This window comes from Adlercreutzia sp. DFI.6.23 (genome assembly GCF_024462535.1).
Classification (GTDB): Bacteria; Actinomycetota; Coriobacteriia; order Coriobacteriales; family Eggerthellaceae; genus Adlercreutzia; species Adlercreutzia rubneri.
Window position 1 is genome coordinate 45,068 of the sequence record NZ_JANGBP010000010.1, and the last position, 13,228, is coordinate 58,295.

The 13,228-nt window shown below is 67.9% G+C and carries 12 protein-coding genes; 9 read left to right on the top strand and 3 right to left on the bottom strand.

The annotated features are described in order from the left end of the window. Positions 1-45 precede the first annotated feature (45 nt). Positions 46-597, bottom strand: a complete 552-nt coding sequence (locus tag NE591_RS09870; protein WP_256156653.1) for a FumA C-terminus/TtdB family hydratase beta subunit — start codon at positions 595-597, stop codon at positions 46-48. A 24-nt stretch (positions 598-621) separates the two neighbouring features. Continuing rightward, complete coding sequence (locus NE591_RS09875) at positions 622-1,476, bottom strand: fumarate hydratase (protein WP_231699604.1); 855 nt, start codon at positions 1,474-1,476, stop codon at positions 622-624. 531 nt (positions 1,477-2,007) lie between these two features. Here NE591_RS09875 and NE591_RS09880 point away from each other — a divergent pair. From NE591_RS09880 to NE591_RS09920, 9 genes are all read left to right on the top strand, one after another. Then, positions 2,008-3,177 carry an NADP-dependent malic enzyme gene (locus NE591_RS09880; RefSeq protein WP_114540597.1) on the top strand — a complete coding sequence of 390 codons (1,170 nt, stop codon included), beginning with the start codon at positions 2,008-2,010 and terminating at the stop codon, positions 3,175-3,177. 5 nt (positions 3,178-3,182) lie between these two features. After that, a complete protein-coding gene (gene tmk, locus NE591_RS09885) occupies positions 3,183-3,929 on the top strand; it encodes a dTMP kinase (protein WP_173112542.1) in 747 nt (248 codons plus the stop codon). Beyond that, complete coding sequence (locus NE591_RS09890; RefSeq protein ID WP_173112545.1) at positions 3,922-5,079, top strand: DNA polymerase III subunit delta'; 1,158 nt, start codon at positions 3,922-3,924, stop codon at positions 5,077-5,079. Before tmk ends, NE591_RS09890 begins: the two co-directional genes overlap by 8 nt. After that, positions 5,057-6,631 (top strand): regulatory iron-sulfur-containing complex subunit RicT, encoded by a 1,575-nt coding sequence (locus NE591_RS09895; RefSeq protein WP_173112548.1) that lies wholly within the window; start codon positions 5,057-5,059, stop codon positions 6,629-6,631. Before NE591_RS09890 ends, NE591_RS09895 begins: the two co-directional genes overlap by 23 nt. A gap of 15 nt (positions 6,632-6,646) precedes the next feature. After that, positions 6,647-8,101, top strand: a complete 1,455-nt coding sequence (locus NE591_RS09900; RefSeq protein WP_256156654.1) for a nicotinate phosphoribosyltransferase — start codon at positions 6,647-6,649, stop codon at positions 8,099-8,101. Between the two features lie 12 nt (positions 8,102-8,113). Further along, positions 8,114-9,046 (top strand): DegV family protein, encoded by a 933-nt coding sequence (locus NE591_RS09905; RefSeq protein WP_256156655.1) that lies wholly within the window; start codon positions 8,114-8,116, stop codon positions 9,044-9,046. Further along, positions 9,046-10,050, top strand: a complete 1,005-nt coding sequence (locus NE591_RS09910) for an NAD(P)-binding domain-containing protein (protein ID WP_173112558.1) — start codon at positions 9,046-9,048, stop codon at positions 10,048-10,050. Before NE591_RS09905 ends, NE591_RS09910 begins: the two co-directional genes overlap by 1 nt. Before the next feature lie 142 nt (positions 10,051-10,192). Continuing rightward, entirely contained in the window at positions 10,193-11,125 is a 933-nt protein-coding gene (locus NE591_RS09915) for a 4Fe-4S cluster-binding domain-containing protein (protein WP_227070670.1), read from the top strand. Between the two features lie 194 nt (positions 11,126-11,319). Continuing rightward, positions 11,320-12,222: a DegV family protein gene (locus tag NE591_RS09920; protein ID WP_114540604.1), complete on the top strand. Its 903-nt coding sequence runs from the start codon at positions 11,320-11,322 to the stop codon at positions 12,220-12,222. A gap of 41 nt (positions 12,223-12,263) precedes the next feature. Here NE591_RS09920 and NE591_RS09925 read toward each other — a convergent pair whose 3' ends face one another. Continuing rightward, positions 12,264-13,220: a TIGR03915 family putative DNA repair protein gene (locus tag NE591_RS09925; RefSeq protein WP_256156656.1), complete on the bottom strand. Its 957-nt coding sequence runs from the start codon at positions 13,218-13,220 to the stop codon at positions 12,264-12,266. Between the last annotated feature and the right edge of the window lie 8 nt (positions 13,221-13,228).

The window sequence follows — 13,228 nt, forward strand, 5'->3', positions numbered from 1 at the left end:
GCGTGGTTGGCTTGGTTTGGATCGAGTAGTGCTGGATTGTCGAGCTTATTGGGCGGCGGTTTCTATCTTGCGGTAGAGGTCGCCGCCTTTTGTGTCGACGGCGACGTAGGCGGGGAAGTCCTTCAGGGTGAGCTTGCGCAGAGCCTCGGTACCGAGGTCTTCCCAGCCGACAAGTTCGCTTTCGGTGATGGATTTCGCTAGAAGCGCGGCGATGCCGCCGACGGTGCAGAGGTAGACGCTGCCGGTTTCCTGGCAGGAACGCACGACTTCGGGGCTGCGCTTGCCCTTGCCGATGGCGGCGACGATGCCGGCCTCGAAGAGCGCCGGCGTGGCGAAATCCATGCGGCTGGCGGTAGTGGGGCCGACCGAGCCCAAGGGGCGCCCGGCCGCCGCGGGGGTGGGGCCGGCGTAGAAGAGGGTGGCGCCTTCCAGATCGAAGGGGAGGCGGCCGGTGTCTTCCAAGCATTGCAGGGCGCGCTCGTGGCCGGCGTCGCGCATGGCGTAGACGGGGCCCGAGAGCAGCACCTCGTCGCCGGCCTCCAAATCGGCGAGGTCCGCGCGGGTCAGTGGCAGGGTGAGGGAGACGGTTTTCGCCATGGGGGTTCCTTTCGGGGTGGGGCGCTAAATGAATTTGATGGACGCGCTGCGCATGGCGCAGCAGCCCATGTTCACGGCAACGGGCAGGGCCGCGATGTGGCAAGGGGCCGTCTCCAGGTGCACGGCCAGGGCCGTGGGGGCGCCCCCCAGGGCCGCAGGACCGATGCCCAGTGCGTTCACCTCCGCCAGCAGTTCTTCTTCGAAGGCCGCCGCCTCGGCGCTTGCGGCGGGGCTTCCCACCTCGCGCAGAAGGGCGTGCTTGGCGAGCCCCGCCACCTTGTCGAAGGTGGCGCCCACGCCCAGCCCGATGACGAGCGGCGGGCAGGCGTTGGCCGCCTTCTCGCGCACACAGTCGAGTACCACGCTTCGCACGCCGGCGGCGCCCGCGCCGGGGGGCAGCATGACCACGCGGGAGGCGTTGTCGGAGCCTCCGCCCTTCAACAGTACGTGCAGGACGGCGCCGGCACCGGGCACGAGTTTCAGCTCGCAGAAGGCGGGCGTGTTGTCGCCAGTGTTGGCGCGGTCGAACAGGGCGTTGCGCACGAGCGACATGCGCAAACGGCCGTCCGTGTAAGCCCGGGCCACCGCGTCGTTCACGCGGCTGAAGATGTCGCCGGGCACCGCGAGCGCCTCCCCGACTTCCAAACACACCCACACGCTGCCGGTGTCTTGGCAGATAGGTACGTTGTCGGCCACGCCGATGCGGGCGTTCTCCAGGATGCGGTCGAGCACGCCGGCCTCCCGGCTCTCCGGCGCCGCTTCATCGCGTGCCGCTTCCACGGCCTTCTGGAAATCGGGCCGCAACGTCACGGCGCATTGGCGAATGGCGTCGTAAACCGCCTCGCCTACCGTCTCGGCGTCAAGGCGTTCGGTAGCCAATGGCTGTCGGGGGCACCTTTCGTGGGGCACGTTTTCGCCAGTAGGCATTTCGCCTCTGGCCATCGTTTCGGGGGTCTCTTCGTTCACGGACGCCTCCATCCAATAGTCGGGCCTGTTTGGAGCAAGAATTTCGAGTTGTTAGAGTCTCCTTGGGAGATATTCTCAGATTTTCCGGGCAATTAGGTCGTTTTCTGCCCAATATAGCTCAAAGCGGAGGTCGCCAAGGGGGGCGAAAGTCTAACAAGTCGAAATTATTGCCCAAATGCGGCTTCGGGATTGCTTGGAAAGGTTTTGCAGATGCGAGCGGTAAGAGGGTGGTGCTGGGGGGTCAAGGGTGAGGGGGCGCGAAGCGCGCGTGACTGGTGGGGTGCGACGGGGAAGGGCGCGATACGCAAGTCTGGCTTAGGGGTCGAAACTTGTGCGGCGGGTGGAACTTGTGCGCAGGGGAGGGGCGAGCGGGGGCGCGGCGGCGGGAAGGGGGTACAATAGGCGGGTTTACACGGGAGAAATCGTTCTAAGGACTTGGAACCTATGGATATCGCAGCGGAATCGCTCGCCAAGCACGCCGAATGGCGCGGCAAGCTCGCCTTCGATCCGAAGATGGATATCGCCACGCGCCATGATCTGGCCGTGGCCTACACGCCCGGCGTCGCCGAGCCCTGCAAGGTCATCGCCGAGAATCCCGAGGCGGCCTACGACTACACGCTGAAGGCGAACACGGTGGCCGTCGTCTCCGACGGCAGCGCGGTCCTGGGTCTGGGCAATATCGGCCCTGAGGCCGCCATGCCGGTTATGGAGGGCAAGGCCGCCCTGTTCAAGGCCTTCGGCGGCGTGGACGCGTTCCCCATCTGCCTGGACACCCAGGACACCGACGAGATCGTCGAGACGGTCATCCGCATCGCCCCGGCCTTCGGCGGCATCAACCTGGAGGACATCGCCGCCCCCCGCTGCTTCGAGATCGAGGCGCGGCTGAACGACGCGCTGGACATCCCGGTCTTCCACGACGACCAGCACGGCACGGCCATCGTGGTGCTCTCGGGCATCATCAACGCGCTGCGGCTTGTGGGCAAGGACAAGGAATCGGTGCGCGTGGTCGTCAACGGCGCGGGCTCGGCGGGCATCGCCATCGCGAAGCTTTTGCTCTCCTACGGCTTCGCGAACGTGACCATGTGTGACATCCGCGGCATCTTAAGCTCGTCCTACGAGGGCATGAACCCGGCCCAGGAGGCCATGCTCGAGGTGACGAACCTGGAGGACAAGTCCGGTACGCTGGCCGACGCCATGGAAGGCGCCGACATCGTCATCGGCGTTTCGGCCCCCGGGGTCATCACGCCCGACATGGTCGCCTCCATGGCCGACGACGCCATCGTGTTCGCCATGGCCAACCCCACCCCCGAGATCTTCCCCGATGAGGCCCGTGCCGCCGGGGCGCGCGTGGTGGGCACCGGACGGTCGGACTTCCCGAACCAGGTGAACAACGTCATCGCCTTCCCCGGCATCTTCAAGGGGGCGCTGCAGGCCCGGGCCGAGCGCATCACCGAGCCTATGAAGCTGGCTGCCGCCGAGGCTTTGGCCGCGCTCGTCTCCGACGAGGAGCTGACCGAGGAGTTCATCATGCCCGATCCCTTCGATTCGCGCGTGGCCGACGCCGTGGCCGATGCTGTGCGCGCGTGCGCCGCCGCCGAGCGGGAAGGGGCCTAGCAGCTGTGGCAGCGCCCGCGAACACGGGCGTCTTCGTCACCTTCGAGGGGGGCGACGGCGCCGGCAAATCGACGCAGATCCGCTTCCTCGCACGGCTTCTGGAAGACGCCGGCCGCGAGGTGGTGCGCCTGCGCGAGCCCGGGGGCACCGCCGTGGGCGAGGCTTTGCGCGCCGTCGTGCTTGACCCGGCCCACGAGGCCATGAGCGATCGCGCCGAGCTGCTCATCTACGAGGCGGCCCGGGCCCAGATCGTCGACGAGGTCATCCGCCCGGCACTCGGGCGCGGGGCGGTGGTTCTGTGCGATAGGTTCTACGATTCCACGGTGGCCTACCAGGGCTGCGGCCGGGGGCTCGATGGCGCCTTCATCGACGCGGCGAACCGGTTCGCCTGCGACGGGGTGGTGCCCGACGCCACGGTGCTTCTGGTGGCCCCCGCCTCGGCTGTGCGCTCGCGCATGGGGCGCCGCGAGGGAACCGACCGTCTGGAATTGGCCGGCGACGCCTTCCACAGCCGGGTGGCCGTGGGCTTCGAGCAGATCGCCGAGGCCGATCCGGCCCGGGTGAGGACGGTGCTGTCGCGGGTGCACCGCGCCGACACGTTCCGCGCCGTGCTGGAGGCGGTATCGCCCGTGCTGCCGGAGGCCGCCGCGGCGCTGGCCGGCGGGGCTGATCTGGATGCCCTCGTCACACGGGAAATGGCGGCCAAGCGCGCCGAGAAGGAAGCGAAGGCGAAGGAGGGCGCCCGTGGCTGACGCCTTCGAGAACATTCTGGGACAGCCCAAGGTGCGCGAGTTTCTGCGCGCCTCGGTGGTCTCGGAGCGGGTGACCCAGGCCTACCTGTTCGTGGGGCCGGCCGGCTCCAACAAGACCCAGGCCGCCTATGCGCTCGCCCAGGCGCTTCTGTGCCCGAAGGGGCCGCGCGGGCCGCGGGGCGGTTCCTGCGGCGCCTGCGACCGCTGCGGGCGCATTTTGCGGCGCAAGCACCCCGACGTGCGCTATTTCGCCCCGGCCGGCGCGAACGGGTATCTGGTGGAACAGGTGCGCGAGATCGTGGCCGACACGGCGCTCTCTCCCATTCAGGCCGACAAGAAGATCTACATTCTGGATCGTGTGGACCAGCTGGGCGCGAGCGCCGCCAACGCGTTTCTGAAGACACTGGAGGAGCCGGCCGACGACGTGGTGATGATCCTTCTGGGCCGTACCCGCGAGTCGGTGCTGCCCACTATCGTCTCCCGATGCCAGGTGGTGCCCTTCCGCCACATTCCCGCCTCGGAGGCCGCGGGCATCGTGGCCCAGAACACCGGCGCCGACCCGGCCCAAGCGCGCCAGGCCATCGAGGCCTGCGGCGGCTCCATCACCTCGGCCGTGGCGTTTCTGCGGGCGCCGGGAAGCGAGCGCCTCGCCTTCCGGACGCGGCTCTTCTCCGACCTGGCACGCCTGGGCGCCGCCGACGACTGGGATGTGGTGGAGATGGCCCGCGCGCTCGTGGAGGCGTCGAAGGCGCCGCTCGACGAGGTGCGCGCCTCCCAGGAGGCGGAGCTTGCCGAGAACGCCGACTTCCTCGCGAAGTCGGCCATCCGCCAGATAGAGGCGCGCAACAAGCGCCAGCTGTCGGCGAAGACCTCCGAGTGTCTGCGCCAGACGACGGCCATGGTTCGCTCGTGGCTGCGCGATGGGCTCATGGTAGCCTGCGGGACGCCGGAGCTGGTCATCAACACCGATGTGCGCGACACGCTCGTCGCGCTGTTCTCCGGCGCCGATGCGGCGGCCATCGCCGCAGCTTGCTCCCAGGTGGACGCCTGCGAGCGGGCGCTGGCCTATAATGTATCCCCAGAAACGTGCTTGGACACGTTGCTGTTCGACGTAAGAGAGGTTGTTCATGGTTCGGGTCGCACCGATTAACTTGACCTTCAACCCCCGGACGCTGTGGTTCGATCCGGGCGATTTGGATATAGAGAAAGACATGCCCGTGGTGGTGCGTACCGCCCGGGGCACCGAGTTCGGCATCGCCGCGAGCGAGGTTATCGAGGTGTCCGAGGAGCAGGTGCGCGCGCTGAAGAGCGCCTTGCGCCCCGTGGAGCGCATCGCGACCGAGGAGGACATCGAGCAGGCGGCCGAGATGGAGCGCGCTTCCGCCGAGGCCCTGCCGGTGTTCAAGGAGATGGCCCGGGAGTACCACGAGGACATGCACCCGGTGTCCGTGGAGTTTCTGCTCGACGGCGACAAGGCTGTCTTCTACTTCGAGGCCGAGGAGCGCATCGACTTCCGCGAGCTGGTGCGCAAGCTGGCGGCCCGCTTCCACGTGCGCATCGACATGCGTCAGATCGGCGTGCGCGACGAGGCCCGCATGGTGGGCGGCATCGGGCACTGCGGCCAGGAGCTGTGCTGCAAGCGACTCGGCGGCGAGTTCTGCCCCGTGTCCATCCGCATGGCCAAGGAGCAGGGGCTCTCGCTGAACCCCCAGAAGATCTCGGGGCTGTGCGGGCGCCTCATGTGCTGTCTGCGCTACGAGTTCGATGCCTACAAGGACTTCAAGAGCCGCGCTCCCAAGTTGAACGCCACGGTGCAGACGCCGGCCGGGCCTGCCAAGGTGGTCGATCACGACGTGCCGCGGGAGATCGTGTCGCTGAAGGTGGAGGGGGAAAAGCCCGTGAAGGTGCCCCTGTCCGACTTCGATTCGGCGCCCGAGGGTGCTACGCGGCCCAATGCCGTGGGGGAGGAGGCCTGGGAAGAGGCGACGAGCGATCGCGGGCTCATCGGCGGCGAGGCGCTCATCTTCTCGACGAGCCAGTTCACCGGGGCCGATAAGCTGGCCGAGGGCGCCAAGGTGCGCCATACCGGCGGATCGCGCAAGGGATCGGGCGAGGCGGGGCGCTCGCGCCGCGGCGGCTCCGAGGGCCGCGGGCGCGGCGGCTCGCGCTCGGCGGGGACGCAGGCGGCGTCTCCGGCACCGGCCGCCCCGCCCCGCAAGCGCCGCCGCTCCACGAAGCTGTCGGCGGCCGACGACGGGCGCGGTTTGGAGCGCGTGTCCACCTCCCGCGAGGAGGGCGCGCGCGGCGAGGGGGCCGCATCGCCGAAGCCGCGCCGTCAGCGCTCCGGGACGGCCTCGCGGCCCAAGGACGGCGCGCGCCCCAAGGACGGCGGCCGCAACCAGAGCGGCCAGGGCAATCAGGGCGGCCAGGGGAAAGCGCAAAGGGCCAAGGGCTCCCAGGGCCGCTCTCGCTCCGGCCAGGGCGACGGCAAGCCCAAGGGCGCCTCGCCGCGGCCGGGCCAGAAGTCCTCGGGGCTGCGGGCCGAGCAGGGCGGCGCGTCCCGCAGCGACGGGGCTAAGGCGGACACGGGCGCTTCCAAGCCTCGGCGCCGGCGCCGCTCCCGCAAGCCCAAGGCCGACGGCGGCTCGGGTGCGGGCTCGGGCCCGCAGAGCGGCAACGGTGGCAACGGCACCGGAAACTAGGGAGGCACCTCACTCATGAACGTGGACTACGCGCTGCTCACCGATCTGTACCAGATCACCATGGCCCAGGGCTACTGGGACGCCGAGAAAGCGGGCGAGGAGGCCTGCTTCACCATGTACTTCCGCGACTATCCCTTCAAGGGAGGCTACGCGGTGGCCTGCGGCATGGCCCAGCTGGCCGACCTGGTGGAGACGTTCCGCTTCAGCGAGGAGGATATCGCCTATTTGGCCTCGCTGGACGCTCCGGCCGGCGGCCCCTTGTTCGATCCGGCCTTCCTGGAGTATCTGCGCGATCTGCGCCTGTCGGTGGATATCGACGCGGTGCCCGAGGGTACGATCGTGTTCCCCCACGAGCCGCTCGTGCGGGTCACCGGCCCCATCATGCAGTGCCAGCTTATCGAGACGGCGCTGTTGAACATGGTGAACTTCCAGACGCTCATCGCCACCAAGGCCGCCCGTGTGTGCCGCGCCGCCAAGGGGCGCCCCGTGGCGGAGTTCGGCCTGCGCCGGGCCCAGGGCCTAGGCGGCGTGTGGGCATCGCGCGCGGCGGTGGTGGGCGGCTGCGCCTCCACCTCGAACGTGCTGGCCGGCAAGCTCTTCGACATCCCGGTCTCGGGCACCCACGCCCATTCCTGGGTCATGTCCTTCGACGACGAGCTCACCGCCTTCCGCGAGTACGCCCGCATCTTCCCGAACAACTGCATCCTTCTGGTGGATACCTACGATGTGGAGCAGGGCATCAGAAACGCCATCACCGTGGGCCTGGAAATGCGCGAGCGCGGCGAGCGTCTGGCCGGCATCCGCATCGACTCGGGCGACCTGTCGTGGCTCTCGAAGATGGCCCGGCGCATGCTGGATGAGGCGGGGCTTACCGATTGCGGCATCGTGCTCTCGAACGATCTGGACGAGTACACCATCCAGTCGATGCTGGAGGAAGGCGCCGACGTCATGTCCTTCGGCGTGGGCACGAAGCTCGCGAGCGCCTACGACCAGCCCACCTTGGGCGGCGTCTACAAGCTGGCCGCCGTCCGCGCGGGCGAGGGCGCTCCCTGGACGGCGCGGCTGAAGATCTCCGAATCGGCCGCCAAGCTCACCACCCCGGGCGTGCTCGACGTGCGGCGGTACTACCAGTCCGACGGCCGCATCGCCGGCGATATGGTCTTCGACGTGAACGAGACGCCGGATGCGCGGGAGGTCATCGTGGACCCCATGGACGATTTGCGCCAGAAGAACCTCTCGGGCCTGCGCTTCGAGACGCTGCTGCGCCCGCTGGCCCGCGTCGGCAAGGTGGTGCTCGCGCCGGAGGACCGCAGCGCCATGGCCGCCCGCGCCCGCGCTTGTGTTGGTTTGGAAACCCTTGATGAAACTCAGTTGCGCATGCTGAACCCCCACACCTATCCTGTTGGTCTGGAGCTGGGCCTCAACGAGCGCCGCCGGGTGCTGGTGGCCGAGCTGCGACATATTCTATAGAGAGGACGCTCTATGGCGAAATGCCACCTGATCATCGATTCCTGCTGCGATCTGCCCGCCTCGGTGGTGCGGCGCCCAGGCGTCACGCTCATGAAGTTCCCCTACACCGTCGACGGGGGGGGGGGCACCTTCGAGGACGACCTGTTCGAGTCCGTGTCGGCCGAGGCCTTCTACGGGGCCATGCGCAAGGGCGCCGAGCCCTCGACGGCCCAGGTGACGCTGCAGACGCTCACCGACACGTTCACGGCGGCGGCCGAGGAGGGGACGCCGGCGGTGTACCTGGCGTTCTCCAGCGGTCTGTCCGCCTCTTTCGACGCCGCCTGCGTCGTGCGCGATCAAGTCCTTGCCGAGCACCCGGACTTCGAGCTGCATATCGTGGACACCCATTTGGCCAGCGTGGCCGAGGGTCTGCTCGTCTACGAGGCGCTGGTGCAGCACGAGAAGGGCATGTCGGCCGCCGAGCTGGCCGCTTGGGCCGAGGAGGCCCGCTGCTTCGTGAACGAGGAGTTCATGGTGGACGATCTGGAGGCCCTGCGCCGCGGCGGCCGCATTCCCGCCTCGGTTGCCGTGGCCGGTGCCGCCCTGGATGTGAAGCCGCTGCTCGTCATCGCCGAGGACGGGACGCTGTCGCTGGTCGGCGTGGCCCGGGGGCGCAAGAAGGGCATCAAGCAGCTGGCGGAATACTACAAGAAGAACGTCGACGACGCCGGTCAGGCCCATGTCGCCATTGTGGGCCACGCCGACTGCCCCAAAGATGCCGCGCGTCTGAAGGAGGCCTTGGAAAAGGAGGCGCCCGGGCTTTTGTGCCTGGTGTGCAACATCGGTCCGGTCATCGGGTCTCATGTGGGCGCCGATATGCTGGCCGTGGTGTTCTGGGGCCACGACAAGCGCGAGAACCTGTCCGTGGCCGATCGCATCGCCCGCAAGGTGAAGGGAGACAAGTAATGGCGAAGTCGTACGCCTACGTGGGAGCCCCGTCGTTCATCGGGGCCGTGGAGGGACGCCTGGCTGACGCCGGCTTCTCCCGAGCCTCCGATGTCGCCTCGGCGGACATCGTGGTGACGTTTACCACCTCCGGCTCGGCGCTGGAGGACTTGTACTTCGGCGACGAGGGGCTCGTCACGACGGCGGCCCCGGGCTCCACGCTGGTCGATCTGTCGGCCGCCACGCCGAACTTCGCCCGCGAGATCAACGCCGTGGCGACGGTGAACGACCTGATCATGGTGGAGGCACCGGCGACGGTACGCTCGCTTGTGGCCGCCGATGCATTCGCCCGCGAGAACCTTCTGGGGCCGGTGGCCACCGAAGCCGAGCTGACCGACGATGTCCGCCGGCTTCTGGACGCCATCTTCGGAGAAGTGGTGGAAGTGGGGGCACCGGGCCGCGCGCAGCTTCTGCGCAATACCCACACGCTGCCCTTGGCCGCCGATCTGGTGAGCGCCATCGAGGCCGTGGCCTTGGACGATGCCTCGGCCCGTTCGGTGGGAGCGCTGGACGCCGACCAGATTCCGCTGTTCAGCCCCGTCTCCGCCGATCCTGTGGTACAGGCCGTGCGCCAGCAGCGCTACACCGGCGACTACACGGCCGAGATGCTCCTGGCCGAGCTGTCCGCGGCGCTCATGGCCGCCGACGACGCCGAGGTGATTTTGCCCGGAGTGGAGGCGACCATGCACTTGCTGGAGCTTCTGGTGGTCATCGGAGGCGCCGATATGGCGCCGGCGGCGCTGTCTCTGGTGTATCAGGACGAGGCGGCCGGAGCCCGGGCCGGGCTCGACTGGACGCGCGCCGAGCAGGCCTATGGGCACCCTGCCTCCGAGGAGGACGAGGACTGGAGCGCCTACGACGACGAGGACGGTTGCGGCCACGACCACTTCCGCGAGGATCACGACTACGACGACTATGACGACTTCGCTCCCTATAACGACGACTTCGACTACTCGAACAACTAGTTGTGACTCGCCGGAATCAGAGCTGCGCGATACCTTGATTCGCTCAGACAGTCCTCGCTCGGCGGAAATGCCCACAGGGCATTTCCGTTCGCTACGGAACTCGCTCGGTCAAGGCATCCCGCATCCCCTCTACGCGTTGCCGTTGTCGTGCGAGCTGTGCCCCCGGAGGTGTGGCGTTGATCGGGCGGCGGGGGAGCGCGGGGTTTGCGGAGCTGCGGGCGAGGTGCTCGTGGCCCGGGCGGCGCTGCACTTCTGGGAGGAGCCGCCGATCTCCGGCGAGGACGGCAGCGGCACCATCTTCTTCTCCGGCTGCCCTCTGCGTTGTGTTTATTGCCAGAACGCCTCTATCGCTCTGGGCGAGGCGGCCCGGGCAATCACTGTCGAGCGCTTGGCCGCCATCATGGGCGAGCTTGAGGCGGCCGGGGCGCTGAACATCAACTGCGTGACGCCGACGCACTTCGCGCCGCAGATCCGCGCGGCGGTTGCCTTGGCGCGCGAGCAGGGCATGGCGCTGCCGGTGTTGTGGAACACGGGCGGCTACGAGACCGTGGAGGCGGTGCGCGGCAACGTCGGCTTCGTGGACGCCTACCTCACCGACTTCAAGTACGCCGATGCGGCGCTGGCGGCTCGCTACTCCCATGCTGCCGACTACCCCGAGGTGGCCCTCGCGGCGCTTCAGACCATGGTAGAGGTCGTTGGCGCCCCGTGCTATGACGAGTTCCGCGGCCAGGAGCGCCTCGTCTCCGGCGTGGTGGTGCGCCATCTCATGCTGCCCGGGGCCCTGGATAACTCCAAGGCCGTGGTGCGGCTTCTGCACGAGCGCTTCGGGAGCGATGTCCGGCTCTCGCTCATGAACCAGTACACGCCGGTGATCGCTCAGGCCGCTGCAGCCGGCGACAGGCGGGCGGCCGCGGCCCTGGCGGCGAGTCCCGAGCTTGCGACCACGGTACCCGATTCCGAGTACGAGCAGCTGCTCGATTTCGCCGATGCGCTGGGAGTGGAGGACTACTTCTGGCAAGAAGGGGGAGCCGCTGAGGAGAGCTTCATCCCGGCCTTCGACTTCACGGGCGTGTAGCGCCTAGCTGCCAGCGGTATGCGAGAGTATTAGCCGACTTTTGGCTCAACGGTCGCATGAACTTCTCCTCTGCGCGCGTTTTCGAGCGTGCACATGGTGTACGATAGCAAAAATGCCCATCGCGGCCGCAGCGTCGCGATACGCCGTCGCGTGCGGCGCGGATGCCTTCGGGTGCCTCGCTGAAAGGAGAAGTCGTGGTCAAGATCGTCACCGATTCGGTCGCCTCTATCCCCGCCGAGGTGGTGCGGGAGCGCGATATCGAAGTCGTCTCGCTGTTCGTGAATCGGGATGGTCGTGAGTACCGCGAGGCCGACATGGACGTCGATGCATTCTATGAGGATATCGCCGACATGATCGACAATCCGCCTACGTCGAGCCAGCCCTCGCAGCATGCGATGGAGACGATTTTCGAAAAGGCGGCGCAGGCGGCCGATGAGGTGCTCGGGGTTTTCATCTCGTCGAAGATGTCCGGAACGTTCGAAGGGGCGGTGCGCAGCGCTCGGGCCTGCAAGGAGCGCTACAAGCAGTTCCGCTGCACGCTGATCGACTCGACGTCGAACTGCGGCGATGAGATGTTCGCGGTGCTCGATGCATGCGATGCGCGCGATGCGGGCGGCGATCTGACGCGGTGCGCGCAGGCGGCGATTGATTCGGTCGTCTCGTCGCGGTTCATCTTCGCTCCGGAGAGCCTTGCTTTTTTGAAGGCGGGCGGTCGCATTGGAGGTGCGTCGGCGTTGCTCGGCGGTCTGCTGCAAATCTCCCCCGTGCTCACGGTGGCCGATTGGGAGACATCCACGTTGGCGAAAGTGCGCACGTGGAAGAAGACGCTTGCTCGCATGGCAGACGTCTTCAAAGAGGAGATCGAGGCCTTTGGGCTCAAGCGCGTGGTGGTGCACTACATCGGATCGGCGGCCCCCGCCATCAAATGGGCGCGCGAGGCTATCGAGCCGGCGGTGGGACACGCGGTGGAGGTGCTGCCCGTCAGTCCGGTCATCGGCGTTCACGTGGGGCCGGCCGTAGGGATTGCCTATGAGTGCGAGTGCCCCGTGCCCGGCAAGCTGACCGCCCCGACCGGCGAGCTGGTATTCAGCTTGTAGGGCCGTCGTCGCACCGGCGGGGATGTTTGCGCGGCCGCGGCTCACCCGCGTTCAGCGTAGCGCGGGCGCAGGGCGGCAGGGCTTTCCTGCAGCTCGGTGAGGTTCTTCCAGAAGCGCTTGGGCATGAATTGACGGCGCAGCTCCGGGTGGTAGCGGGCGTCGATGGAGACGCTTTTGTAGAAGGTGCGCCAGGCCTCGCTCATGAGGGCCTCGTCGGCGGTGCGGTCGGGCAGCGCTCGTTCCAAGTCGCCGGCGCCCTCGGTGTTCACCAGCTGCCAGTCGCCGCCGTCGTAGACGCCGGCGAGATGGTGCACCTCGTCGTAGATGATGAAGGGCTGCACGCCGAGACGTTCCACGAAATGATCCATGATAAGCGGCACCACCGAGGCTTTCGGGTTCACGCGGGCGAACCATACATCGGCTCCTTCGCCGGCGAGGTGCTGGAAGCGCACGAACTGGCGCATATGCTCGCATTCCTGACCGACCGAGCGCGAAATGCGGAAGAGCCGCTCCACGGCCGGATGCGTGATGTCCGAGAAGGCGCGGCCCCGCTGCTTGGGGCACGGCCCCATGCCGCCGCGGCCTGCGCAGGAGGCGCGCTTGCGACAGTGCTCGCATGCGCGATGCTTTTGCTCGTCGATGGCATAGCGCACGAAGCGGTAGACCGCCGTGCCCGCATCCGGCTCGTCCGAGCAAGCGGCGCGGGTCACCGCCAGGGCTGCCGCGCGGCCGCACTGGCGGCGCAGGGTGCTCATGACGCGCAGGGCCCGGTCCTGGTCGGTGGGGATGAGCGCCACGCGCTGGCCGAGACGGGGCTGCAGGCGCTCTTCCGGCGCGACATCGGTGGGACGCTCGTGGCGCTCGTAGGCGGCGAAGACGGCCGAGAGCAGCCCTTCCAGGGAGCCGTCGTAGGCGTAGGCCACCTCGTCGTAGATGTCGGGAGGAGGGGAGGGCGTCGCAGGGGCGCCCTCCGCGTATGCGTTCGGGATATGCTTCATGGCGCCCA

Bases quoted from the DNA above. Each gene is read 5' to 3' on its own strand.
- NE591_RS09870 (WP_256156653.1), bottom strand. From the start codon at position 597: ATGGCGAAAACCGTCTCCCTCACCCTGCCACTGACCCGCGCGGACCTC.
- NE591_RS09880 (WP_114540597.1), top strand. From the start codon at position 2,008: ATGGATATCGCAGCGGAATCGCTCGCCAAGCACGCCGAATGGCGCGGC.
- NE591_RS09895 (WP_173112548.1), top strand. From the start codon at position 5,057: ATGGTTCGGGTCGCACCGATTAACTTGACCTTCAACCCCCGGACGCTG.
- NE591_RS09900 (WP_256156654.1), top strand. From the start codon at position 6,647: ATGAACGTGGACTACGCGCTGCTCACCGATCTGTACCAGATCACCATG.
- NE591_RS09905 (WP_256156655.1), top strand. From the start codon at position 8,114: ATGGCGAAATGCCACCTGATCATCGATTCCTGCTGCGATCTGCCCGCC.
- NE591_RS09910 (WP_173112558.1), top strand. From the start codon at position 9,046: ATGGCGAAGTCGTACGCCTACGTGGGAGCCCCGTCGTTCATCGGGGCC.
- NE591_RS09925 (WP_256156656.1), bottom strand. From the start codon at position 13,220: ATGAAGCATATCCCGAACGCATACGCGGAGGGCGCCCCTGCGACGCCC.